The following is a 24022-nucleotide window of genomic DNA, read 5'->3' on the forward strand; positions in this document are numbered from 1 at the left end:
TTCGCCTTCATGGGTGAGAGAAGGTTCAGATGAGTCTGACGGATGATATGCGTCAGGCCTCCCGGCTCGACACTTGGGCTCGGCAGTGCGCGGCAGCGTTGGTTCTCGTGCGGTACTGCAATCTCCACGAGGATCCGAAGTTTTCCCCCTGGTTCGAGCAGCATCGAGAGCACCTGTCCAGGTCGGTCGACCTCGCCACGCGTATCTGCCGGCAGGGCACCGAGCGATCTGCCGAGATTGAGGACGATGTGGCTGCCCTCCGAGTCAGCTTGGGAGAAGTGATCGACGGAAGTGACCCGGACGGGCCACCCTTTGAGACGGAGGTCGTTGATCATCTGGTCCTGGCTACCGAGGTGCTGGACTTCGTGGCTGCTCCGGATGAGTTGGATGAGTTGCAGGAGGTATTCGAGCGTGCCGAGGAGTTGGCGGAAGCTGCGAGGGAGATGGGAGAGAGAGACTTCCCGGGTGGTGAGTGGGAGGTCGTGGATTTCGTCGGCTTGGAGAATGAAGCCAGACATGCTGATCTCGCCGAACTGCGGAGCATCCAGCAGGGCGGGCGTGATCCGAACCCTGCCAACCTGCTTTCCCGCAGTGAGTCTCTTGCTCGGCAATACGCTGATGTGGTCGAGAAATGCTATTCGGATGAAGATGCGGGTCGCTCGTAAAGAGGACTGATCTGAGCGGCGCCCGTCCCCCGGTGGGGACGGGTGCCGCCTCGCGGGCAAGCATCCGCGTTTCTGGCGGTCAGGCCGCGATCGGATAGTCCAGCTCCGCCGCCCGCTCCCACAGGTCCGCCAGTCGCTTCTGCGGACTGAGCGCCTGGATGACCTCATCGGTCAGGGGCTGCAGCGCGAGGATCTGCTCGACCACGGCTTTGTCCAGCTCGATGTCGTAGAGCGACCAGGCGTACTCCAGGTACTCCTCGGCGCCGCCGTCGCACAGGATGTCGAGCAGCCAGGCCCCGTCGGGATCAGTCTCCTCGTCGTCGGCGGGGGAGAGGTCGATCCCCTCGCCGGCCTGCCACCGGTCGTCCGCGGAGCGCCGCCAGAGCACGAACGTGGCGTCGAGTGTGCCGTCCTCGTGGCAGAACGTGGCCTCGTGCACCAGCGGCGCGAACTGTGGGGGCAACCCCTCCAACAGGCCGGGCCACAGCTGGCCGCCGGTGTAGTTGTGCATGGGGGAATCGTGGTAGACGCCGCGGATGAAAGCACCGTCGGCGGCGAAGACGATGTCGTACTCCTCGCCGCTGCCGTTGCGCATCGACGCCGCTTCGCTCTCGCCCCGTCTGCGGCTGTAGTCGTAGTAGACGCCGTCGATTATGGAGTCGAGCATCGCCAGGGCTCGGGAGCGGTCGCGCACCACATCGATGGGTGGCAGCTTGGCGGCGGTGTCGTAGACGGTCACCCGGCAAGCCTACGAGTCGGCGCCGGACCTGAGGTTTGTGCTCGGTTGCTGAGCAGTACCTGCCGGTGATCGACGGGCCCGGACGCCGAGTGCGACAGGTGTGGTGCCCCTGTGCGCCCGCTGGCCGTCGCCATGCACCTGGCGGCCGAGCCGCCTGGGCGGTGCGATGGATGTGGCGAGGACTCTCGGCTCGGCCGATTGGCGGACGCGGGCCGGACCAAAGGTCAGCGGTGCTTCATCGAGTGGATCACCGGGCCCGGCCGGACGTAGATCGTGACACACCGGAGTCGCACCCCCCTCGCCCGTCCGGCTGCTTGGCGGACCGCCTTCTCCGGTGTGGACTGATGTAGATCGCTCCCGTCGTTGTTTCAAGCTGGCAATATTTGGGCAGTGCACTGGTCGGTGACCGAGCGAGCCCACGGCGATGGCGATCACACCGTGTGACGGCGCGCCGGGAGCGCTTCCGGCCCCCTTCTCGTTACCGCGACACACCGTCTCAGGTCATTGATATTCGTCACCTTCCATTGCCCGATTTCTGCCTTGTTGCACCCGCAACCGTCCACCTAACCTGGGCGCGCTCGAGGTTCAACGGGGGAGCGGCGATGAAACTGCAGATTCGGCTTCTGGGCAGCATGGAGCTGCGCGTGGACGACCAGGTCGTCACGCCGGGCGCGGCCAAGCGGCAAGCCGTCCTCGCCGGCCTGGCGATGGAGGCGAACCAGTCGGTCTCGTTGCAACGGCTGGCCGACATGGTGTGGGCCGACATCCCACCGGCCTCCGCGGTGGCGAATCTGCGTTCCCACGCCGCCGGCCTGCGCCGGGAGCTGGGCGACCGATTGGTCGCCCGGCCCAACGCGTACCAGCTGCGGTTGTCGCCGCACGAGCTGGACGTCACCGAGTTCCACCGGCTGGCGGGAGAAGGGCGGGCACTGCTCGCTGCGGCCGATCCAGCCGGTGCCGTCAGGACTCTCACCGCCGCGCTCGCGTACTGGCGCGGGGCTTCGGGCGACGGCCTGCCTCGTGGCACCGTGCTGGACAGCCGGTGGGCGAGCCTCGACGAGCAGCGGCTCCAGGTATTCGAGGAACTCGCCGAGGCGCGGCTCGCCGCCGGCGAGCACGGACAGCTCCTGCCCCAGCTACGCGTACACCTTGCCGCGCACCCGCTGCGCGAGCGGGCCTGGGGGCAGCTCATGCTCGCTCTCTACCGCTGCGGGGACGTCCCGGCGGCACTGACGGTGTATCGGGACGCCCGGGCCATACTGGACGAGGAGCTCGGCATCGAGCCGGGCGAGGAGCTCGCCAACCTGCACCGCGCGATGCTGGACCGGGCTTCGGAGCTGGCGTACACCCCGCCGGCCGCCCCGGTCACGACGACGACCGTGCCGGTCGCTGCGCCGCCGGGCGACGCGCCGACGCCTGCGCCGTGGCCCGCCGGGAGCGTCGGCTGGACCGTCCCCCGAGAGCTGCCGGCAGATCTGGTCACCTTCGTCGGCCGCGCCCGGGAGACCGCCGAGGTGGTCACGGCCCTCGGCGGTACGGCACCGGCGACCGTGGTCGTCACCGGCGCTTTCGGCAGCGGCAAGACCGCCCTGGCGGTACGCGCCGCGCACACCCTCGCCCGCGACTTCCCGGACGGGCAGGTCTTCGTCGACCTCGGCCACCAGCGCGCGGTGACCCCGGGTGAGGTGCTTGCGCGGGTGCTGCGCGCGCTCGGGGTCGCCCCCGCCGACGTACCGGAGAACACCGACGAGCGCGCCGGTTGGTTCCGGTCGCTGGTCGCTGGTCGCCGGCTGCTGCTGGTCGTCGACGGCGTCACCCGGGCCGCCCAGGTGCGACCGCTGCTCCCGGCCGGGCCCGGTCCGGCCCTCCTGGTGGTCGGCCAGACCCGACTGAGCAGCCTGGACGGGGTACAGCGGGTGACGCTGCGCCCGCTGGGCGCCGCCGAGGCGCGTGACCTGCTCGGCACGCTCGCCGGCCCGCAGCGGCTTCTCGCCGACGCGACGGCCACCGCTGAACTGGTACGCCTCTGCGCCGGTTCGGTGCTCGCCCTGCGGATCGCGGGCATGCGCCTGGCGGCTCGGCCGGGCAGGTCGGTGGAGGCCCTGATCGGCCAGCTCACCGACGGGCGGGAGCAGTTGGACCTGCTGGACTACGAGGACCTGTCGGTGCGGGCCAGCCTCGCGGCCGTCGTCGCGGCGGTGCGCGCCGAGGACGAGGTGGCCGGGCAGCTCCTGGTGCTGCTCGGCGCGGCGCCCGACGCCCCGCTCCAGCTCGATCGGGCGGCCCGGCAGCTCGGCGTCTCCGCCTCCCGGCTGCGTCGGGCCCTGGACGATCTGGTCGACGCGCACCTGGTCCACCGCGACGAGCCCGGCCGGTACCGGCTGCCGGGGCTGGTCCGGGAGTACGCCGCGGAACTGACCGCGGTGCCGCCCGTCGCGGCGCATCCGTTGACCGGCTGGCGGGTGGATCCGCTGGCCGCCTGACAGTTTGCCGATCGGAGTGCCAGCCACCGACGATCTCGCCCTGGCCGGGCCGCAGCGGGCGGTGACGCCGAGTCGTAACTACCGACTGGCCCGGTGCGGGGCCCGGGCCCGTCGGCGCCTGGGTCAGGAGACCTCGCTGCGGACGATCGCCACCGCCACCCGGCAGAACTCGTCCATGTCCGGGTTGAACCCGGCCGCGATGTCCGGGTGCAGCCCGGCGCGGGTCTCGTCGAGCAGCCGCTGGCAGACCTGCTCGACCGGCTCGCCCGCGTAGCTGGCCCGGACCCGTTCGGTGGCCGCCTGCAGGGCCGAGGTCAGCTGATCCTCCAGCGGGCCGCGCAGCTTCTGCTGCACAGGGTCGAGCCCGCTCGGATCGAGCGTGACATGTGGCTCCGACATCGGCGCTCCCTTCGTCGGCGTCCGCGGTACCCCACCGCGGTCGTCGGTCAAACCCCGGCCGGTACGGCGGCCACCCGGACCTGGTACGAGAAGTCCTCCGCGGGCTCCTCCGCGTACGACAGCCGCCGGATCTGCCGGTCGTCGTCGTAGAGCGCGACGTCGACCAGGACGCCGAGATGGGCCAGCCCGATGTTGGCGACCCGCTTCTTGTCCTGGAGCACCGCGCACACCCCGCCGAGCAGGGTGCTGGCGTCCGAGGTGCGGTGCCCCGGCGGGCAGCGCAGGATCAGGTCGACCTCGACGGGCCCGGCCAGCGGCGTCCAGCCGGTGTGCTGGGCCGCGGCGCAGGCCGCCTGGAGCAGGGCGCGGACCCTCGTCGCCTGCCGGTGTCCGGCGGCGAAGATGGACAGCGCCTCGGTCTTGACCGGTGGCAGGCCGCTCACCTCGAACGTCAGGGCGAGAGCGCGGGTGTCCTGCACGACGGCACCTCCTCGTGGGGACGATCCTGCCCAACCGGTGGACCGGCGGAGGGAAGTTCGCGCGAGAACCAACCGTTCGGGCGGGCTGGGGTCGGCCGGAGGCGTATCGACTTCGACGGCGACGCGCTGGCTGGTGAAGCTCACCTGACGCTAGTCGACCCGGCGGGCGCGGGGTAGCCCCACCGTGCCCACCTGGTGGGAACGACCGCCGGTCAGGCCGGCCGGCGCGGGGCGAAGGCGCAGAACTCGTTGCCCTCCGGGTCGGCGAGCACCCACCAGCCGACCGTGTCGTCGGGCTCGCGCAGCAGCGTCGCCCCCGCGGCGATCAGTGCGGTGGCGTCCGGGCCGGTCAGGTCGACGTCCCAGTGCACCCGGTTCTTGACCCGCTTGCGCTCCGGCACCGGATCAAAGACCCAGTAGTCCCAGGGAAAGCCGGCCGCGCCGACCACCGAGGCGTGGCCCTCCGCCGTGGTCTTGACCCGGCCGCCCACCACGCCCGCCCACCAGGTGGCCTGGGCGGTCGGGTCGGCGCTGTCCACCACCATCTCGAACGGCCCGGGCCGCCTGCCCTCGCGCGGCGCGAACGCGCAGAACTGGTTGCCCTCCGGGTCGGCGAGCACCCACCAGCTGATCTCGGCGTCGGGCTCCCGCACCAGCCGGGCGCCCGCGGCCAGCAGCGCCGCCGGGTCGGCGTCGGCCAGTCGCAGGTCCAGGTGGACCCGGGTCTTGCCGGTACGCGGCTCGGGCACCCGGTTGACCCAGATCGACTCCGGCCCGGCCCCGCCCGGCCGTGGGTCGACCCGGAAGTCGCCGTCGCCGGTGTCGACCGCCTCGCCACCGAGGATCCGGGCCCAGAACCCGGCCAGCGAGCGGGTGTCGGCGGCGTCCATGCAGAGGTCCTTGAAGCGCGCGATCATCCGGCCATCATGCCCGTCGGCCCTGACACCACGCCGCCCCGCCACGGGCCGCCCCGCGCACCTGCCATGATCCACGCGCTTTGCGGCGTGTCGGGGTCTCCCGCAGGCAGGACACCCCGACACGCCGCAAGCCGCGAGCCGCGAGCCGCGACCCGCGGCCGGGGGAGGGTCAGCGGCGGCCGCGCTTGATCTCGTGGAAGGCCGGTATCCGCAGCAGCGGCAGCAGCGAGTCCCAGATGGTCAGCGCGTCGTCGAGCTCGGGCACCTCAGTCAGGATCGGCCCGTGGATGCCGCGCTCCGCGCCGGGCACCATCAGCACCGGCGCGCCGATGTCCGGGCCCGCCGAGGCGTACGCCAGGGCGTGCGACTCGCGTACCGCCTCGTCCCAGCGCTCGTCGTCGAGGGCCGGCGCCGCCTCGCCCAGCCCGGCCGCGTCGACGGCCGCGGTCACGATCGACGCGGCGAGCGGGTTGCCCGCGTCGTGGCTGCGCGCGCCGAGTTCGGCGTAGAAGCGGGCGACGTCCTCGGGGCGGCCCTGGGCGCGCAGCGCCTCCACCAGCCGCAGCGCCCGGCTCGACGCGGTCAGCGCGTCGGCGAACTGCGGCGGGACGTTGCCCTCGTTGAGGATCGCCAGGCTGAACGCCCGCCACTCGACGCTGAGCCCTCGGGCCTCGGCGACCCGCACCAGCCAGCGCGAGGCGCGCCAGGTCCACGGGCAGGCGGGGTCGAAGAAGAAGGTCGCATCCATCGGCCGAGCCTACGGCGGGGCTGATCGACCCGCACCGCGGTGATCTCCGGCACACCCCGCCCGGACAATGCGCGTCGTCACGCTGAGGTTTCGCGGTGTCGCGGGTCGGGCACTGTGGGCGCACGAAACGCCCGGACTTGGCGCGATTCCGCCGCCCTCCGCCCGGGCCGTCTCGCCGTGCGCCGGGGCACGGGCCTTCCCCCGGTCTCTCGCCGAAGAAAGGGGGAGGGCGATGACGACAGACCCCGAAGCGATCCGACATCGGCGCCGTCCGAGCGTCCGGCTCGGGGCGGCCGCCGCCGCGCTGGCGCTGGTCACGCCACTGGCGGCGTGCGGCTCCGATGGCGCAAGCGGCGGTACGCCCACGATCAACCTGTACTACCCGCCGGAGCAGAACCTCCAGAAGGTGGTCGACGACTGCAACGCCCAGGCACAGGGGCGTTACCGGATCGCCTACCGGGTGCTGCCGCGGCAGGCCGACGACCAGCGGGTGCAGATGGTCCGTCGGTTGGCCGCGCAGGACACCGGGATGGACGTGCTCGGCCTCGACGTCACCTGGACCCAGGAGTTCGCCAGCGCCGACTGGATCCGTGAGTGGACCGGCCAGGACAAGGCCGAGGTGGAGCAGGGCACGCTGACCGGCCCGCTGGAGACCGCCCGGTACGAGGGCAAGCTCTACGCCGCCCCGAAGAACACCAACGTGCAGCTGCTCTGGTACCGCAGTGACCTGGTGCCGCAGGCCCCGACCAGCTGGGACGACATGATCAAGGCAGCCCAGGACCTCAAGGGACAGGGCAAGCCGTACCAGGTGCTCACCATGGGCGCCCAGTACGAGGGACTGGTCGTCCTCTACAACACCCTGGCCGAGAGCGCCGGCGGGAAGATCCTCAGCGACGACGGCAAGCAGGCCGTGATGGACGACGGGACGGTCAAGGCGCTGGACCAGCTCAAGCGCTTCGCCACGTCGGGCGTGGCCTCGCCGTCGTTCAGCAATGCCACCGAGGACCCGGTACGGCTGGAGTTCCAGGCCGGCGGCGGCGCCTTCCAGGTCAACTGGCCCTTCGTCTACCCGGCGTTGCAGGAGGCGGACCCGGAGCTGGCCAAGAAGGTCAAGTGGGCCCGGGTGCCGGGCATCGACGCGAACACCCCGAGCAAGGTCACCATCGGCGGGGTGAACATGGCGGTCAGCGCCTACTCGAAGCACCCGACGGAGTCCTTCGAGGCGGCCAGGTGCATCCGCAACGAGAAGAACCAGAAGTTCTCCGCCATCAACGACGGCGTGCCGCCGACCATCGAGAAGGTCTACGACGACCCGGAGATGGCCGAGGCGTACCCGATGAAGGAGACCATCCTCGACGAGCTCAAGGAGCCGGCGGTCCGACCGCTGACCCCGGCGTACCAGAGCATCTCCACGGTGATGTCGGCGATCCTGTCGCCGCCGTCGGGGATCCAGCCGGAGCGGACGGCCGACGAGTTGCGCGACGCGATCTCCGACGCCCTCCAGTCCAAGGGGGTCCTGCCGTGACCGAGCGAACCCAGCGCCGCCGGCCGACCGGTGGCGGCGACCGTCCGGAGGTGACGGCATGAGCATCAACGCCACTCCCACCGGGGCGGAGGTCGCGGCCGAGGCCGAGCGGCCCACCGGCCGGCACGCGGCGGTGCCCGCCCAGCGGGCCGGCCGCCGGGCGAAGACCCCGCTGAGCGAGAACAAGAAGGCCGAGCGCCGGCTGGGCTGGCTGCTCTGCGCCCCGGCCGCGCTGGTCATGCTGCTGGTGACCGCCTACCCGATCATCTACTCGGTCTGGCTGTCGCTGCAGCGCTTCGACCTGCGCTTCCCCGACCAGCGCGAGTTCATCGGGCTGGAGAACTACGTCACCGTGCTGACCAACGAGTTCTGGTGGACCGCGTTCGGCGTCACCATGCTGATCACGGTGGTCACCGTCGCCGTCGAGCTGGTGCTCGGCATGGGGCTGGCGCTGATCATGCACCGGACGCTGGTCGGCCGGGGCATCGTCCGCACCGCGGCGCTGATCCCGTACGGCATCGTCACGGTGGTGGCCGCCTTCTCCTGGCGGTACGCCTGGACGCCCGGCACCGGCTACCTGGCCAACCTCTTCGACGGCAGCGCGCCGCTGACCGAGCGGGCCAGCTCGCTGGCGATCATCATGCTGGCCGAGATCTGGAAGACCACGCCGTTCATGGCCCTGCTGCTGATGGCCGGGCTGGCGCTGGTCCCGGAGGACCTGCTCAAGGCCGCCTCCACCGACGGGGCGACCGCCTGGCAGCGGTTCACCAAGGTGATGCTGCCGGTGATGAAGCCGGCGATCCTGGTCGCGCTGCTGTTCCGCACCCTGGACGCGTTCCGGGTCTTCGACAACATCTTCGTCCTGACGGCGGGCGGCAACGAGACCTCCTCGGTGTCGATGCTCGCCTACAACAACCTGATCCGGGGCCTCAACCTCGGCATCGGCTCGACGATGTCGGTGCTGATCTTCCTCACCGTGGCGATCATCGCCTTCGTCTTCGTGAAGCTGTTCGGTACCGCTGCTCCGGGCAGCGACGACGGGGAGAGGCGCTGACATGGCCGAAACCACCACCCGGGCGAAGCTGCGCTGGGGACTGCTGGACGTCATCGTCGTCGTCTTCGCGCTGATCCCGGTGCTCTGGATCGCCTCGCTGTCGTTCAAGACCCCGGCCACCCTCACCGACGGGAAGTTCATTCCCCGCGAGTGGACGCTGGACAACTACCGGACGATCTTCGACACCGACCAGTTCGTCCGGGCCCTGGTCAACTCGATCGGCATCGCGCTGATCGCCACGCTGGTCGCGGTGGTGCTCGGGGCGATGGCCGCGTACGCGATCTCGCGGCTGGACTTCCCCGGCAAGAAGCTGCTGGTCGGCGTCTCCCTGCTGATCGCGATGTTCCCGCAGGTGTCGCTGGTGTCGCCGCTGTTCGAGATCGAGCGGCAGCTCGGGCTCTTCGACACCTGGCCGGGCCTGATCCTGCCGTACATCACCTTCGCGCTGCCGCTGGCGATCTACACGCTGTCGGCGTTCTTCAAGCAGATCCCCTGGGACCTGGAGAAGGCGGCGAAGATGGACGGCGCCACCCAGGGCCAGGCGTTCCGGCGGGTGATCGCCCCGCTGGCCGCGCCGGGCCTGTTCACCACGGCGATCCTGGTCTTCATCTTCTGCTGGAACGACTTCCTCTTCGCGATCACGCTGACCTCCACCGAGCGGGCCCGCACGGTGCCGGTGGCGCTGTCGTTCTTCACCGGCGAGTCGCAGTTCGAGGATCCCACCGGGGCGATCTGCGCCGCCGCCGTGGTGATCACCATTCCGATCATCCTGTTCGTGCTCTTCTTCCAGCGCCGCATCGTCTCCGGACTGACCTCCGGCGCAGTCAAGGGATAGGTGGTAGTCGTGGCTGACATCGTGCTCGACAAGGTGAGCAAGCGGTTCCCGGACGGGACCGTGGCGGTGCAGGACGTCGATCTGGAGATCGCCGACGGCGAGTTCGTCATCCTGGTCGGCCCCTCCGGCTGCGGGAAGTCCACCACCCTCAACATGATCGCCGGGTTGGAGGACATCAGCTCCGGCGAGCTGCGCATCGCCGGGCAGCGGGTGAACGACAAGGCGCCCCGGGACCGGGACATCGCGATGGTGTTCCAGTCGTACGCGCTCTACCCGAACATGACCGTCCGGGAGAACATGGCCTTCCCGCTGCGGCTGCAGAAGCTGGACAAGGAGACCATCAACCAGAAGGTGGACGAGGCGGCCAAGGTCCTGGAGCTGACCACGCTGCTGGACCGCAAGCCGGCCAATCTCTCCGGTGGCCAGCGCCAGCGAGTGGCGATGGGTCGGGCCATCGTCCGCCAGCCCAAGGCGTTCCTGATGGACGAGCCGCTGTCCAACCTGGACGCCAAGCTGCGGGTGCAGATGCGCACCGTGGTGTCCCGACTGCAGAAGCAGCTCGGCACCACCACCGTCTACGTCACCCACGACCAGACCGAGGCGATGACCCTCGGCGACCGGGTGGTGATCATGCGGGGCGGCGCGGTGCAGCAGGTCGGCCCGCCGCAGGAGCTCTACGACCACCCCCGCAACCTCTTCGTCGCCGGGTTCATCGGCTCCCCGTCGATGAACTTCCTGCACGCGGCGGTCTCCGAGGGCACCCTGCGGACCGCGCTCGGCGACGTGCCGATCGGTGACCGGCTCCGCCGGCAGCTCGAAGGGGCCGACGCTCCCCGCGAGCTGATCCTCGGCATCCGTCCCGAGCACTTCGAGGACGCCGAGCTGGTCGACGACGAGACCCGCCGCCGGGGCATGGAGTTCGAGGCGCCGGTGGACATCGTCGAGTCGATGGGCTCGGACAAGTACGTCTACTTCACCGTCGAGGGGGAGCGGGCCAGCGCCGCCGAGCTGGAGGAACTGGCCGCCGACGCCGGCGCCGCCGACTTCACCGGCACCGGCGCCAGCCTGGTCACCCGCCTGTCGGCCGAGTCCCCGGTGACGGAGGGCACGAGCCGCCGGGTCTGGTTCAACCTGGAGAAGATCCACCTGTTCGACCCGTCCAGCGGGCGCAACCTGACCCTGCACGAGGGCCGGGCCGCAGGCGCGCTGGCCGACTGACGGGCGTCGCCGAGGGGCCGGTGGGTGTGTAACCCCCGGCCCCTCTCGCATTGCCGGCCGAAGGTCAGTCCGGTTACGGATCGTGGCGACGTGTGTCCCGCCGAGCCGGGGTCACCAGGAGTGATGAAGGGGCAGGCCGAAGAAGTCGGCGTACCGGGTGAGGGCCGCCTCGACCCGGCCGCGCGTCGAGTCGTCGAACGGGGTCAGCTGCCGCACGGTCACGGTGACCCGGGCCCGGCCGATGGTGCGCTTCCAGGTGCCGACCACCCGGCCGCCGCGCACGATCGTGGACTGGAAGACGCCGTTGCCGCCGGGGACCACGGCCTGCCGGTGCGCCGGGTCGAGCATCAGCGTGCGGTCCTTGTAGCCGAGCAGGTACTCGTCGAACCCCGGCAGCGCCAACACGTCGTCACGCGCGGTGCGGGGCGCGTCCAGCAACGCCGCGTCGAGCACGGCCGGCACCCCGTCCACCTCCACCGTGGCCAGGTCGTCGCCGGCCACCGCGATGCCCCGCCGGGCGTCCGCCGCGGTCAGCCCCGTCCACCCGGCGAAGTCCTGTCGGGTGGTCGGCCCGTGGGACCGGAAGTACCGCAGCGCCAGCAGACCGAGCGCCTCGTCGCGTTCGGGACGGCGCGGCTCGGGCGCCCACTCGTCGAGCAGGGCGAAGGTCTGCTCGGTCCCGATGTGCGGGGCGATGCAGGTCACGCCGCGCTGGCTGGCGTACCAGAGCAGGTGGTAGCCGCGCTGGCCGGCCGGGTCGATGCCGGCGGCGGCCAGGGTGGCCAGGCACTCGGCGCGGGTCAGCCGGCCGCCGCCGGCCAGCGCCGCCCCGAGCACGTCGGCCGCCCGGTCGGCGTCGGCCTCGGTGAGGCCGAGCGCGGTCCGGCGGGCCGCCGCGCCGCTCAGCGCCCGCACGCCGGTCACCTCGAGCATCCAGCGGGCGTCCCGCGGGGGTACGAGGTGCACGGTGCCCCGCATCGGCCAGGTCCGCAACGCCTCCCGGCGTTCCAGCGCCGCCCGCACGTCCGCCACCGTCCACCCGGGCAGCCGGGTGCCCAGCGACCACAGGCCGCTCGCGGCGTCCTGCGCCTGCATCGCGCCGAACCACTCGACCACGCCGGTGACGTCCCGCGGCCGGCCGCGCGGGTGTTCCCGCAACAGCAGGCTGGTCATCCGTAACGCCAACGCCTCGCCGCCGGTCAACCGCACAGTGCCGCCCTTCGCCCGGAACGACGGTCAGCCTAGGCGGCGGCACCGACACCGACGCGGACACGCGACCGGGCGGGCGGGCCGTGGCCCACCCGCCCGGCGTGCACGATCATCGACCGTGGCGGGCGCGGTCAGCGCCGCCGGCGTGCCGGCTCCGGCACGTCCGCGTCGACCCGCTCGCGGCGGACCTGCGCGTCGATCGGCTCATTCTCGACGATCTCGTCCTTGTTCAGCCGGACCCGCTCGACCGGCACCTGGTCCTTGCTGACCACCGCCCGCTCGGCGCGCAGCTCCATCTCACGCTGCTCGTCGCGGATGTCCGGCCGAGCGTCGCCGCGGTTCGCCGCGGTGATCGGCTCGCGCACCACCCGTACCTCGTCGTGCTCGACCGGCACCGTGGTGTGCACGTCCTCGGTCACCACGTGCTTGCTCAGCCGGGCCTTGCCCGCCGGCTCGCTCTGCGTGCCGACCCGCAGCCGCTCCTCGGACCGGGTCATCTCCGGCGCACCGGGCCGCCGCTGCGGCTGCTCCTGCTGCTGGAGCTGGTAGTGCCGGTAGAGCTGGGCGAGCTGGTCCGCGCCGAGCGGCGCCTCGGTGCCCGACTCGACGGCGGGCGCGCTGCGCACGGTCGCCTTGTCGTACGGCACCCGCAGGCGACCCTCGGCCATCCCGGCCCCGGCCAGCGGCGCCATGGACTCGTGGTGGCCCATCACGCCGGTCTTCACGCTGACCCAGGTGGCCTCGCCGGCGGGATCGGCCCAGACCTGGGCCACAGTGCCGATCTTGGCGCCCGAGCGGTCCTGGACGTCCTGCCCGTACAGCGAGCGGACCTGCTGTTCGGTGAGTCGCATCGTTCGTCCTTCCTCTCGTGGGTCACGACCTGGCTACCCGGCCCGTCCGGAGCACATTCGTCGGGGCGGCCGTGGATAGCAGCAGCGGGAGGACAGGTGCCGGAGGCGACGCATAAGTGTCGGGACATCGGGGATGCGCCGTCCGGGACCGTAGCGAAGATTGCGAGGTATGAGATGACTGCATCCAGTGAGCCCGCCCCGCGCGCCCGCCCCGCCGGAGGTACCCCGGCCAAGACCAGCGCCGCCGCCACCTTCGCCCTGGTGTTCGGCGTGGCGGCGCTGTTCAGCGTGCTGACCGCCATCCTCGCCTGGATCGGTCTGCTGCTCGGGATCATCGGGGTGATCCTGGGGATCGTCGGGCTGAAGATGAGCCGCCGCCCGGGGGTGACCGGGCGGGGGGTGGCGATCGGTGGGCTGGTGCTCAGCGTGCTGGCGGTGCTGCTCGGGTTGGCCCTCGTGGCCGGGATCAGCACCTTCGTCAACGACGAGGGTGCGGTGGACCGCCTCCAGCAACAGGTCGACGACCTGCGCGACCGGCTCGACGACTGAGCCGGACCGGGCCGCCGACCCGGTGGCGGAGCCCTCAGCTGACACGGGCCCTGATCGCGCTGCGCCCGCCTTCGCGGGCGGAGCGCGATCCCCCGTTCAGGTCCATCGTGCGTCGGCGGCGTCCCGGCCGCCGGCGCCCGTGCGACCAGGATCCCGGTCGGCGAGGGCGGCGGGCACCCGCCCCGCAGGGAACTTGCGCAAATCTTGAGCCGGCTACGTCCCGGCGCCAGGAGGGTGGACCCGGCCGAGGAAGTCGCGCATCAGGGACACCACCTCGTCGAGGTGGGTCTCCAGCAGCCAGTGGCCGCCGTCGAGCAGGTGCAGCTCCGCGTCCGGCAGGTCGCGCAGGTACGCGCGGGCGGCCCCCTCGGGCATGTACCCGTCGTGCGGCCCCCAGACGATCAGTGTGGGTGGCCGGTGCTCCCGCAGGTACGCCTGCTGACGCGGGAACCAGTCGACGGTGCTGCGCTGGTCGGCGAGCAGGTGCACGAGGTGGTCGGGGCCCGGCGGCCGGCCCACCTGCGCCCAGGAGAGCGTCCACAGGTCCGGGCTGATCCGGTCGGCGATCTCGCCGGGCACCTCGCCGAGGAACTCGGCGCGGAACCCGCTCTCCGAGACGTGTTCGGCCACGTCGGCCAGCGCCTGCGGGCTCGGGTCGGCCCACATCTTCTTCAGCGGCGCGTACTTGGGCCCGTGCTGGTCCTCGTAGATGTCGCCGTTCTGGATGACCAGTGCCGCGACCCGTTCCGGCGCGCTCATCGCCAGCCGCAGCCCGAACTGGGAGCCGTAGTCCTGCAGGTAGATGGCGTAGCGACGCAACCCGAGGACGTCGGTGAACCGGCGCAGGAAGTCGGCGTACCCGTCGAAGGTGTAGGCGAACGGCGCCGCGTCGGCCCGGGTGTAGCCGAAGCCCGGCAGGTCCGGGGCGAGCAGCCGCCAGCGGTCGCCGAGCGCCGGCATGAGGTTGCGGAACTGGAACGACGAGGACGGGTAGCCGTGCGGCAGCAGCACCAGCGGGGCGTCCACCGGCCCGGCGTCCCGGTAGAACGTGCGGATGCCGTCGACGTCGACAATCCGGTGCGCCACCGGAACGGCTCCCATGGCCCCGCCCTACCCGCCCCCGACCCGGGCAAACCCCGCCCCCGGCGGGCCGACCGCAGGAGAGCCGCCCCGGTGGGCCGGGACGGCTCTCTCCTGTCACGTCGGGGTCAGCAGCCGCAGGTGTAGAAGAGGATGTCCCAGTGGCTGCCCTCCTTGGTGTAGAGGTTGCCGGAGGCCGCCCGGTACTGGTAGCCGAAGCCGGAGATGTAGCCGACGTACGTGTAGTGGGACGTGATGTAGTTCTGGATGCAGGTGCTCAGGGCGATGTCGAGCTTGTAGCCGTTCCAGTGGCTGTAGGTGCCGCTGGCGTGCCCGACCTCGGTGCCGGCGGTGATGGTGACGGCGCAGCCGCTGGCGCGCTTGAAGGTGATGATCCCGTCGATGGTGGCCTGGCGGACGCCGTCGAACGAGGTGCAGGTCGAGACGTAGCGGTCGCTGCAGTTGCCGCTGGATGTCCAGGAGATGCCGGCGGCGCGTAGTTGCGAGGTGGCGCTGGAGTGGCTGATGGCGAATGCCGGGCTGGCCAGCCCGAGCGCGGCGCCGATCGTGGCGGCGGTGGCGACCAGCAGGGTGAGCAGGCGGCGGCGCAGGGTTGATCGGTGGGACGTCATGGCTCTCCCGTTCCCGTGCGTGGTGGGAATTTTGCGAAGGAGGAGGCCGACCTTGAAGGATTTCTACCAGACATAGACAGTCTTGACTAGATGCCAAATGCCGTGCGGGTTCAGCGCCGGTCGGCGGCGACCAGCTCGCGGGCGGCGGGCGCCACCTCGGCGGCGAATCGGCGTAGGTCGTCGGCATCGTCGCTGCCGAGGATGAAGACGCTGACGCCCTCGCTGAGGGCCAGGTCCGCCATTTCCTCGGCCCACTGCTCCGCGGGTCCGTCCAGCGGGCCGCGACCGACCGCGCCGAACCGTCCGGTGATGTTGAGCAGCCGCCGGACGTCCCGGGGCGACCGGCCGGCCTGCTGGGCGGCGTCGTCGATGATCCGGTTGCCGGTGGCCAGGTCGCCGGGTTGCAGGTAGCCCAGCGACGGGAGCCAACCGTCGGCCCGCCGGCCGGTGAGCGCGAGCATCCGGGGCTTGTAGGCGCCCAGCCAGATCGGCACCGGGTGGGCGGGGGCCGGGCCGCGCTTGGCGCCGTGCACCCGGTGGAACTCGCCGTCGACCCGCGCGCCGCCGCGCGCGCCGGCGTCCCACAGTTGGCGGATGACGTCGATGGCCTCCTCCAAGGCCCGCACCCCCTGCGCGGGGGTGAGCCGGCGGCCACCCATCGCCTCGATGGCGTCCCAGAACGCGCCCGCCCCCAGGCCCAGCCGGACCCGGCCGCCGCTGAGCAGGTCGAGGCTCGCCACGCTGCGCGCGAGGACCGCCGGCGGGCGCAGCGGAAGGTTCGTCACGTTCGCCGACAGGCCCACCGTGCTGGTCCGCGCGGCGACGTAGCTCAGCAGCGTCCAGGTGTCGAGCAGCTTCGGCTGGTAGGGGTGGTCCTGGAAGGTGACCAGGTCCAGCCCGACCTGCTCGGCCAGCACGGCCAGGGCGACGGTGCCCGCCGGGTCGTCGCTCGCCGGGGTGGTGAACGATCCGAAGAGCAGCGGGTGACCGTAGTCGCTCATCGCCGGTCAGCCCCTGCGTAGGGCGGGCACGAGGGCCGCCGCGCTCCGATGCTCATCCGCCTCTCCTTCCCGTCACGGCCGCGGGCAGTCCACCGATCCGGGTGCGGGATGCCGGCCTCGACCAGGGCAGGCTCCGCGCGGTCGCTCGTTTGACCCGGCACCTGACGGGTAGTCGCGGGAGCTGATTCGAACCGAGGAGGGACGTGCCGATGGACGGCCAGGTCAAGGTAGCGGTGGTCTACTACAGCGCGACCGGCATCACCTACCAGATGGCGCAGGCGGCTTGCGAGGCCGCCGGCGAGGCTGGCGCCGATGTGCGCCTGCGCAAGGTACGCGAGCTGGCGCCCGCCGAGGCGATCCGCTCCAACTCGGGCTGGCAGGCCCACCACCTGGAGACGCAGGACGTCCCCGAGGCCCAGCTCGACGACCTGTCCTGGGCCGACGTGATCATTTTCGGCTCGCCCACCCGCTACGGGATGATTGCCGCCCAGCTCAAGCAGTTCATCGACACCACCGGCCCGCTCTGGTCGCAGGGCGCCCTGGTGGACAAGGTCTACAGCGCCTTCACCTCCACCGCGACCTCGCACGGCGGGCAGGAGTCCACCCTGCTGTCGCTGTTCACGATCTTCTACCACTGGGGCGGCCTCGTGGTGACCCCCGGCTACACCGAGCCGAGCCAGTTCGCCGCGGGCAACCCGTACGGCGCCTCGCACACCAGCAACAACGGGGAGACCGCTCCGGACCAGCTGGCGTTGGGCGCCACCGCCCTGACCGCCAAGCGGGCGGTACGCCTCGGCGCCGCGGTCAAGCGCGGCCTGGCCGCCGGCTGACCCACTCCGGCGACCGGCGATCCGGGCGGGGGCTCTCGGCCCGTCCGGACCACCGGTCGCCGCAACCCCTACCCGTGATCGGCCGGTCCATGCGCGGTCAGCGCCGGACGAGCCAGCAGGTGCCCGAGCAGGTCCGCCAGGACGGCCAGCCCGTCCCGGCTGAGCACCGACTCCGGGTGGAACTGCACCCCGGCGAAACCGGGGCCGCGCAGCGCGTGCACCGCCCCGTCGGCCGGGTCACGGGACAGCTCCACCGGCCCGTACCGGGTGCCGAGCCGGTCGCGGTCGGCCAGGGCGGTGAAGGTGGAGTAGAAGCCCACCCGCCGCGACGTGCCGAAGAACGGGACGTCCCGCTGCAGTCCCTGGTACGGCGCCTCCCGCCGGTGCAGCGGCAACCCCAGCAGGCCGGCGAGCAGCTGGTGGCCGAGGCAGACCGCCAGCGTGGGCAGGCCGGCGGCGAGCCGGTCGGCCAGCAGCGCCCGCAGCGCCGCCATCTTCGGCTCGGTGACCGCGCCCGGGTCGCCCGGCCCGGGCCCCACCACCACCAGGTCGTACCCGTCGAGCGGGGCGGCCCGTTGCCACGGCCGGACGTCCACGGCGAGACCCAGGGCGCCGAGCTGGTGGGTGAGCATCCCGGTGAAGGTGTCCTCGCCGTCCACGATCAGCGCCCGCCGACCGGCCAGCCCCGCCAGCGTGGTCGCCCCGGGCACCCGCTGCTCGAGCCAGAACCGGGCCAGCGACGTGTTCCGCGCGGCGAGCAGCGCCCGCACCTCGGGGTCCTCGGCGAGCGGCTGTTCCGGGTCGCGGCGCGGCGCCAGACGCGCCGAGCCGGAACGGCCGTAGCGTGCCGGCCGGGCGGGGTCGGCGGCCGGCGCCTGCGGAGCCAGCCCCAACGCGGCGAGCACTCCGGCCGCCTTGGCGTGCGTCTCGGCGACCTCGCCCGCGGCGGTGGAGTGTCGCACCAGGGTCGCCCCGACCGGCACCCGCAGCTCACCGGCGGGGGAGATCTCCGCCGTCCGGATCAGGATCGGCGCGTCCAGCGTCTGCCGGCCCTCGCCGTCGCGCCCGAGCAGGGCCAGCACGCCGGAGTAGTAGCGCCGCCCGGAGCGCTCGTGCCGAGCGATCACCCGGCAGGCGTTCTCCATCGGACTGCCGGTGACCGTCGGGGCGAACATCGTCTCCCGCAGCACCTCCCGGACGTCCTTCGAGCCGCGCCCGGCGAGCAGGTACTCGGTGTGCGCGAGGTGCGCCATCTCCTTCAGGTACGGCCCGACCACCTGGCCGCCGTGCTCGGCGACCGTGGCCATCATCTTCAGCTCCTCGTCGAGCACCATGTACAGCTCCTCGACCTCCTTGGGGTCGCGGAGGAAGCGCAGCAGGGCGGCGCGGTCCGGGGTCGCCCCGGCGTGCCGGAAGGTGCCGCTGATCGGGTTCATCATCACCAGCCCGTCGTCAACGCTGACGTGCCGCTCCGGGCTCGCGCCGACCAGGATCCGGTGCCCGGTGTGCACCAGGAACGTCCAGTACGCGCCCCGCTCGCCGAGCAGCAGCCGGCGCAGCGCCGCCAGCCCGGCCCGCAGCGGCGATCCCTGCACCGTCGCCCGCAGGGTGCGGTGGATGACGAAGTTGGCGCCCTCGCCGCGGCCGATCTCCTCGGCCAGCACCCGCTCGACGGTGCCGGCGTACTCCTCGTCGGCGACGTCGAACGCGGCGCCCGTGGTGACCACCGGGGCCTGCGGGAGCGCGGCGAGCGCGTCGGCCAGGGCGATCCGCGTGTGCCCGGCTATCTCCAGGTACTCCAGCGGGGTGCCGTCGTCGACGCACTGGAAGCCCCGCTCGGCGATCTGCCGGTACGGCACCAGGGCCAGCGTGCGCGGGCCGGCCGCCCCGTCCGGCAGCGGCAGGTCGGCGAGCCGGTCGGCGGTGCGGACCGTACCTGTGAAGAGGTCGAGGTGCGCGGCGCCCTCGCGACGGACGAGCGCGAACGGGCCGGGGTCGGCGTCGTGCGCGAGGGCGGCGAGCAGATCGTGCGGGCGGTTCATTCGGTGTCTCCTCCGGGCCGTCGGCGCCGCCCGTCGGGGCGGCCCGGGAGCCGGGGAGAGACCGGCGGCCGCCTCGTCGGGCGGCCGCGTGGAAAGCTACGCGCGGAAGGTGGCCGCCGGGTCGGCGGGCCACCAGCAGGACAGGTGCGCGAGCATGTCGACCACCCTACGCGGCCCCCGCCGGGCGCGGAAGCCGTCCGAGGTACGCGTCGCGCGCCCGCGAGCGATCGAGGCTTTGCCGGGCCGGTCGGCGGGTACCGTGACCGGCGATGAACATTCTCGCTCTCGACCTCGGCACCTCCTCGGTACGCGGGCTCGTGCTCGACGCCGACGCGGATCCGCGGCCGGGTGCGCTGGCGCGACGCAAGGTGCACGTGAGCATCGGCGACCGCGGCTCGGGCACCCTCGACCCCGCGCAGTACCTGGCCTGCCTGGTCGAGTGCCTGGACGAGCTCGCCGCCGCCGGGCACCTGCGCGACGTGCACCTGGTCGCGGTCTCGGCGCAGTGGCACTCGGTGGTGCCGCTCGACCCCGCGGGTGCGCCGCTCGGGCCGGTCCTGACCTGGCTGGACACCCGCCCCGTGCCGGCCCCCGGCAACGCCGGCCCGGCCGATCCGAACGCCTACCACGAACGGACCGGCGGGTGGTGGCACCGCGGCTACTGGCCGCTCCGGCTGCCCTGGCTCCGGGCGCGGTGCGGCAGCCGGATCGCCCGGTTCGCCGGCCTGGCCGAGTACGTCCTCGGCCAGCTGCTCGACACCGCGCCGATGTCGGTCTCCATGGCCTCCGGCACGGGACTGCTCGACCTGCGCACGCTGACCTGGGACGCCGAGGCCTGCGAGCTGGCCGGGGTCCGCCCGGGCGAGCTGCCCGAGCTGGCGCCGACGGGGTGGAACGGGCGACTGCGCGCGGAGCACGCCCGTCGGTGGCCCCAGCTGGCCGGCGTGGCCTGGGCCGTCCCGGTCGGTGACGGGGCCGCCTCCAACGTGGGGTCCGGTTGCGTGGACGGGCGGCGCGCGGCGGTGACCGTGGGCACCTCCGCGGCGGTCCGGCTGCTGCACCGGCTGCCGGCCGGTGAGCCGCTGCCGCCGCTGCCCGAGGAACTCTGGCGCTACCGGGTGGACCACGAGTACGTGGTGACCGGGGCGGCCTACTCCAGCGGTGGCAACCTGTACACCTGGGCCAAGCGGGAGCTGCGGCTGCCCGAGGGCCCGGAGCTGGCGGCCGCGCTGGCCCGGGTGCCGCCGGACGGCGGCGCGGTGACGGCCGACCCCCGCCTCGGCGGCGACCGGCCACCCGGCTTCGCTCCGGCCGGCGCCGGCGAGCTGCGCGGGCTCAGCTTCGCCACCACCGGGGTGGAGATCCTGGCCGGACTGATGGCCGGCCTGTGCCGGATGGTCGCCGACGATCTGGCCGTGCTGGAGTCCACCGTCGAGACGCCGATGGAGGTGGTGCTGGGTGGGGGAGCGATGGCGGCCTCCGCCTGGTGGCGCTCGGCGTTCGCCACGGCGCTGGCGCCCCGCCCGGTGCGGCACCGTGCCGAGCCGGAGATCGGGGCGATCGGCGCGGCGCTGGTGGCGCTGGGCCGGGTGGCCGAGGCGGGGCGGCTGGCGATGACCGACCCGCCCGACGAGGGACGCGCTCCGGAGCGCTCCGGCGCCGCTTCCTGACCGGAGCGGTGGCACAGCCCGTTGACACAGCTCGCGGGCCTGGTTGGATGGACCCCGCTCCCTGACGCGGGGGAGGCGGGGGACCGAGGAGGCAGGTGTGGGCGCAGGTCCCGACCCGAGGCAGGGCGAGCAGGGTGGTCGGAGCCGGGGGACCGTCCGGGTCGTACCCCACCGGCGGCGCTCGCCGTTCCGGCTGCGCGACTGGCGGATGCGCACCAAGCTCGCCACCGTGCTGGTCATCCCGTCCGTGGCCTTCCTGGTGCTGGCCGGCGTGCAGACCGCGGCGCTGGTCGGGCAGACCACCGCGCTGAGCGACTTCGCCCGGCAGGTCGGCATCGGCCGGCAGATCACCACCGTGGTCGACCGGCTCCAGCAGGAGCGGGACCGCTCCGCGGGGGAGCTGGCCGAGCTGCGGCGGGCCGGGAGCGAGGCCGACCGGGACGCGGCGGTCAGCGCGCTGCGGCCGTTGCAGGCGGCCACCGACCAGGCCGTCAGCGAGCTGCGCGGGGCCGCGCAGCCGCTGGCCGACGCCGACGCGTCCTGGCGGGTGGCGTACGGCGAGGCGCTGGAGGCGTACGACCAGGTGGTCTACATCCGGGCCGCGGTGCCGCCGGCGGTGCTCAACAGCGACACCATCCTGAGCAACTACCACCGGGCCATCGAGGCGCTGCTCAACCTGCTGGCGGAGCCCTCGCCGGGGGAGCAGCAGCCCGTGCTCACCGACGCCGTGCTGCGGTACGTGCAGCTCGCCCGGGTCAAGGAGCTGTCGTCGCGGATCCGCGGGCAGCTCTACGCCGCCGCCCGGGCCGGCCGCTACGACCTGGACGACCAGGTGACCCTCACCGACCTGCGGGCGCAGCAGCTGGCCGCGCTCGGCGCGTTCCGGGTCGCCGCCACCAACGATCAGGTCCGGCTCTACGACCGGACCTCGGTCGACCCGGCGTTCGTCGCGGCGATGAAGCTGGAGGAGAAGAGCCTGCCCACCGGCGGCGCCCGCGCGGAGGTGCTGCCCGCGCCGCAGTGGTGGGCCGCCAGCGAGCAGCGCCAGGAGCTGCTGCGCCAGCTGGAGGCGCGGGTGCTGGACGACGCGGTGACCCGGGCCGACACGGTCAGCGGCGACCGGCTGCGCACCACCCTGCTGGTGGTCGGCGGCATCGTGGTGGTGCTCGGGCTGGCCGTGCTGCTCGCTCTGCTCATCGGCCGGTCCATCGCCAACTCCATGCAGCGCCTGCGCGGGCAGGCCCTGCGGATCGCCCAGGTCGAACTGCCGGACGCGCTGGACCGGCTCCGCTCGGTGCAGGGCGGCGTACCCACCATCGACGTGCCGCCCCCGGTCGTCCGTTCCTCCGACGAGATCGGCGAGCTGGCCGAGGCGTTCGTCGCGGTGCACCGCAGCGCGGTCAGCGTCGCGGTGGAGCAGGCGGAGACGCGGCGCACCGTCAACGCGATGTTCGTCAACCTGGCCCGACGCAGCCAGGTGCTGGTGGAGCGGCAGCTGGAGCTGCTCGACGACCTGGAACGGGAGGAGGCCGACCCGGACCAGCTGGAGAACCTGTTCAAGCTGGACCACCTGGCCGCCCGGATGCGCCGTAACGACGAGAGCCTGCTGGTGCTGGCCGGCACGGAGTCCACCCGGCGGTGGAACCGCCCGGTCGGTCTCGGGGCGGTGCTGCTGGCCGCCAGCGCCGAGATCGAGCAGTACCAGCGGGTCCGCCGCGAGTCGGTGGCCGACCTGTACGTGGTCGGGCACGCCGTCGGTGAACTGGTGCACCTGCTGGCCGAGCTGCTGGAGAACGCCACCGCCTTCTCCCGGCCCGACACCGTGGTCCGGGTGGGCGCCCGGGCCGAGGGCCACGGCGCGGTGGTGGAGATCGTCGACCAGGGGCTGGGGATGAGCCCGGCGGCGCTGGAACAGGCCAACACCGTGCTGGCCTCCCCGCCGGCCGCCGACGTGGCCGCCTCGGAGCGGATGGGTCTGTTCGTGGTCAGCCACCTCGCCGCCCGGCACGGCATCCGGGTACGCCTCAGCGGCGGCGCCCAGGGCCTGCTCGCCCGGATCGACCTGCCCGCCGCGCTGCTGGCCGCCGCGCCCCCGGCGGAGCTGGACGGGCCGGTCTCACCCCGGATGCTGACCACGGCGGTCGCCGGCGCCACCCGCCCCGGCGGGCCGCGACGCCCGGCCGGTGCGCCGGCGCCGACGGAGCTGCCGGTGGCCGGCCGTCGTCCCGACCCGGCTCCGGTGGTGCCCGTCCAGGGGCGGCCGGTGCCGGTCCGCGCCGAGGACGTGCTGTCGCCGGCCGCGGGCGCCCCGGCGGCCGGCGGCGGCTGGTGGTCCCGCCAGGGGCCCGCGCCGTCCGCCGCCGTGCCGGCCGGTGATGTGACGCCCGCGCCGCCCGCGACGCCAGTCATCGGGGGCACCAACGAACGGGGCCTGCCGGTGCGGGTGCCGATGGCTCAGCTCTCCGCGGTCACCGAGCCGGCCCGTCCGGAGGTTGCCGCCGCACGGGACGACCCGGACCCGGAGGCGGTCGGGGGGATGCTGTCGCGGCTGTACAGCGGGGTCCGCCGGGCCGAGGCCGAGGAGACCCGGGAGATAATCTTGCCGCCGTCGGGTGGGCACAGCGAAGGGGGACGACAGTGACGACGTTGAGCCAGGAGGCGCGGGACCTTAGCTGGCTGGTCAACGCGTTCGCGGAGCGGGTGCCGGGGGTGGCCCACGCCGTGGTGGTCTCCTCCGACGGGCTGCTGGTCGCGATCTCGGCGCACCTGCCCCGCGACCACGCCGACAAGCTCGCCGCGGTGACCTCCGGCCTGATGAGCATCACCGCGGGGGCGGCCCAGATGTTCGACGGCGACATCGTCAAGCAGACGGTCGTCGAGATGGGTCGCGGCTACTTCCTGGTGATGCAGATCCGCGACGGCTCGATCCTCGCCACGCTGGCCGCGTCGGACGCCGACATCGGCGTGGTGGGCTACGAGATGGCCCGGCTGGCCAAGCAGGCCGGCGAGATGCTCACCCCGGCGCTGCGCGCCGAGTTGCAGCAGGCGCTGCCCCGCTGACGACGACCGGCCCCGCCGTACCGGCGGGCCGGTCCC

Annotated in this window: 22 protein-coding genes; 11 read left to right on the forward strand and 11 right to left on the reverse strand. The window is 72.9% G+C overall.

Going from position 1 to position 24022, the window contains the following annotated elements:
- Positions 1 to 29 precede the first annotated feature (29 nt).
- Complete coding sequence (locus FHX75_RS00525) at positions 30 to 665, forward strand: hypothetical protein (protein ID WP_154936131.1); 636 nt, start codon at positions 30 to 32, stop codon at positions 663 to 665.
- 79 nt (positions 666 to 744) lie between these two features.
- Here FHX75_RS00525 and FHX75_RS00530 read toward each other — a convergent pair whose 3' ends face one another.
- Positions 745 to 1404: a hypothetical protein gene (locus FHX75_RS00530; RefSeq protein ID WP_154936132.1), complete on the reverse strand. Its 660-nt coding sequence runs from the start codon at positions 1402 to 1404 to the stop codon at positions 745 to 747.
- Between the two features lie 602 nt (positions 1405 to 2006).
- On the opposite strand from FHX75_RS00530, the gene FHX75_RS00535 reads away from it, so the two are divergent.
- On the forward strand, positions 2007 to 3887 hold the full coding sequence (locus tag FHX75_RS00535) for an AfsR/SARP family transcriptional regulator (RefSeq protein ID WP_154936133.1): 1881 nt from the start codon (positions 2007 to 2009) through the stop codon (positions 3885 to 3887).
- Positions 3888 to 4010: 123 nt separating this feature from the next.
- Here the strand turns inward: FHX75_RS00535 and FHX75_RS00540 are convergent, their stop codons facing one another.
- The 4 genes from FHX75_RS00540 to FHX75_RS00555 form a co-directional block, all read right to left on the reverse strand.
- Positions 4011 to 4286, reverse strand: coding sequence for a hypothetical protein (locus FHX75_RS00540; RefSeq protein WP_154936134.1), 276 nt, complete (start codon positions 4284 to 4286; stop codon positions 4011 to 4013).
- Positions 4287 to 4333: 47 nt separating this feature from the next.
- Positions 4334 to 4765 (reverse strand): RusA family crossover junction endodeoxyribonuclease, encoded by a 432-nt coding sequence (locus FHX75_RS00545; protein ID WP_154936135.1) that lies wholly within the window; start codon positions 4763 to 4765, stop codon positions 4334 to 4336.
- A 212-nt stretch (positions 4766 to 4977) separates the two neighbouring features.
- Positions 4978 to 5682, reverse strand: coding sequence for a VOC family protein (locus FHX75_RS30500; protein ID WP_170285258.1), 705 nt, complete (start codon positions 5680 to 5682; stop codon positions 4978 to 4980).
- Between the two features lie 169 nt (positions 5683 to 5851).
- Positions 5852 to 6430, reverse strand: coding sequence for a mycothiol-dependent nitroreductase Rv2466c family protein (locus tag FHX75_RS00555; protein WP_154936136.1), 579 nt, complete (start codon positions 6428 to 6430; stop codon positions 5852 to 5854).
- 232 nt (positions 6431 to 6662) lie between these two features.
- Between FHX75_RS00555 and FHX75_RS00560 the strand changes: the two genes are divergently transcribed.
- The 4 genes from FHX75_RS00560 to FHX75_RS00575 are packed head-to-tail and all read left to right on the forward strand — an operon-like array spanning position 6663 to position 11062.
- Positions 6663 to 7955 carry an ABC transporter substrate-binding protein gene (locus FHX75_RS00560; protein WP_154936137.1) on the forward strand — a complete coding sequence of 431 codons (1293 nt, stop codon included), beginning with the start codon at positions 6663 to 6665 and terminating at the stop codon, positions 7953 to 7955.
- Positions 7956 to 8013: 58 nt separating this feature from the next.
- Complete coding sequence (locus tag FHX75_RS00565) at positions 8014 to 9009, forward strand: carbohydrate ABC transporter permease (RefSeq protein WP_154936138.1); 996 nt, start codon at positions 8014 to 8016, stop codon at positions 9007 to 9009.
- A gap of 1 nt (position 9010) precedes the next feature.
- On the forward strand, positions 9011 to 9844 hold the full coding sequence (locus FHX75_RS00570) for a carbohydrate ABC transporter permease (protein ID WP_154936139.1): 834 nt from the start codon (positions 9011 to 9013) through the stop codon (positions 9842 to 9844).
- A gap of 9 nt (positions 9845 to 9853) precedes the next feature.
- Positions 9854 to 11062: an ABC transporter ATP-binding protein gene (locus FHX75_RS00575; protein ID WP_154936140.1), complete on the forward strand. Its 1209-nt coding sequence runs from the start codon at positions 9854 to 9856 to the stop codon at positions 11060 to 11062.
- 111 nt (positions 11063 to 11173) lie between these two features.
- On the opposite strand, the gene FHX75_RS00580 is transcribed toward FHX75_RS00575, so the two are convergent.
- Together FHX75_RS00580 and FHX75_RS00585 are read right to left on the reverse strand one after the other, a co-directional pair.
- A complete protein-coding gene (locus FHX75_RS00580) occupies positions 11174 to 12235 on the reverse strand; it encodes a winged helix DNA-binding domain-containing protein (RefSeq protein ID WP_154936141.1) in 1062 nt (353 codons plus the stop codon).
- 167 nt (positions 12236 to 12402) lie between these two features.
- Positions 12403 to 13122, reverse strand: a complete 720-nt coding sequence (locus FHX75_RS00585; RefSeq protein WP_154936142.1) for a YsnF/AvaK domain-containing protein — start codon at positions 13120 to 13122, stop codon at positions 12403 to 12405.
- Positions 13123 to 13296: 174 nt separating this feature from the next.
- Between FHX75_RS00585 and FHX75_RS00590 the strand changes: the two genes are divergently transcribed.
- Complete coding sequence (locus FHX75_RS00590) at positions 13297 to 13671, forward strand: DUF4190 domain-containing protein (protein WP_154936143.1); 375 nt, start codon at positions 13297 to 13299, stop codon at positions 13669 to 13671.
- A 213-nt stretch (positions 13672 to 13884) separates the two neighbouring features.
- Here FHX75_RS00590 and FHX75_RS00595 read toward each other — a convergent pair whose 3' ends face one another.
- From FHX75_RS00595 to FHX75_RS00605, 3 genes are all read right to left on the reverse strand, one after another.
- Positions 13885 to 14772: an alpha/beta fold hydrolase gene (locus FHX75_RS00595; protein WP_154936144.1), complete on the reverse strand. Its 888-nt coding sequence runs from the start codon at positions 14770 to 14772 to the stop codon at positions 13885 to 13887.
- 107 nt (positions 14773 to 14879) lie between these two features.
- Positions 14880 to 15383 (reverse strand): hypothetical protein, encoded by a 504-nt coding sequence (locus FHX75_RS00600; protein WP_154936145.1) that lies wholly within the window; start codon positions 15381 to 15383, stop codon positions 14880 to 14882.
- Positions 15384 to 15493: 110 nt separating this feature from the next.
- Complete coding sequence (locus tag FHX75_RS00605) at positions 15494 to 16384, reverse strand: LLM class flavin-dependent oxidoreductase (RefSeq protein WP_154936146.1); 891 nt, start codon at positions 16382 to 16384, stop codon at positions 15494 to 15496.
- A gap of 209 nt (positions 16385 to 16593) precedes the next feature.
- Between FHX75_RS00605 and wrbA the strand changes: the two genes are divergently transcribed.
- On the forward strand, positions 16594 to 17214 hold the full coding sequence (gene wrbA / locus FHX75_RS00610) for an NAD(P)H:quinone oxidoreductase (protein ID WP_154936147.1): 621 nt from the start codon (positions 16594 to 16596) through the stop codon (positions 17212 to 17214).
- A gap of 68 nt (positions 17215 to 17282) precedes the next feature.
- Here wrbA and FHX75_RS00615 read toward each other — a convergent pair whose 3' ends face one another.
- Positions 17283 to 19256, reverse strand: a complete 1974-nt coding sequence (locus FHX75_RS00615) for an anthranilate synthase family protein (protein ID WP_154936148.1) — start codon at positions 19254 to 19256, stop codon at positions 17283 to 17285.
- 269 nt (positions 19257 to 19525) lie between these two features.
- On the opposite strand from FHX75_RS00615, the gene FHX75_RS00620 reads away from it, so the two are divergent.
- The 3 genes from FHX75_RS00620 (at position 19526) to FHX75_RS00630 (ending at position 23986) form a co-directional block, all read left to right on the forward strand.
- Complete coding sequence (locus tag FHX75_RS00620; RefSeq protein ID WP_154936149.1) at positions 19526 to 20926, forward strand: FGGY family carbohydrate kinase; 1401 nt, start codon at positions 19526 to 19528, stop codon at positions 20924 to 20926.
- A gap of 97 nt (positions 20927 to 21023) precedes the next feature.
- Positions 21024 to 23567: a sensor histidine kinase gene (locus tag FHX75_RS00625; protein WP_246157477.1), complete on the forward strand. Its 2544-nt coding sequence runs from the start codon at positions 21024 to 21026 to the stop codon at positions 23565 to 23567.
- Positions 23564 to 23986, forward strand: a complete 423-nt coding sequence (locus tag FHX75_RS00630) for a roadblock/LC7 domain-containing protein (RefSeq protein WP_154936150.1) — start codon at positions 23564 to 23566, stop codon at positions 23984 to 23986. The genes FHX75_RS00625 and FHX75_RS00630 overlap by 4 nt, the downstream gene beginning before the upstream one ends.
- Positions 23987 to 24022: the final 36 nt, after the last annotated feature.

It is taken from the genome of Micromonospora palomenae (assembly GCF_007829925.1).
Lineage (GTDB): Bacteria > Actinomycetota > Actinomycetes > Mycobacteriales > Micromonosporaceae > Micromonospora > Micromonospora purpureochromogenes.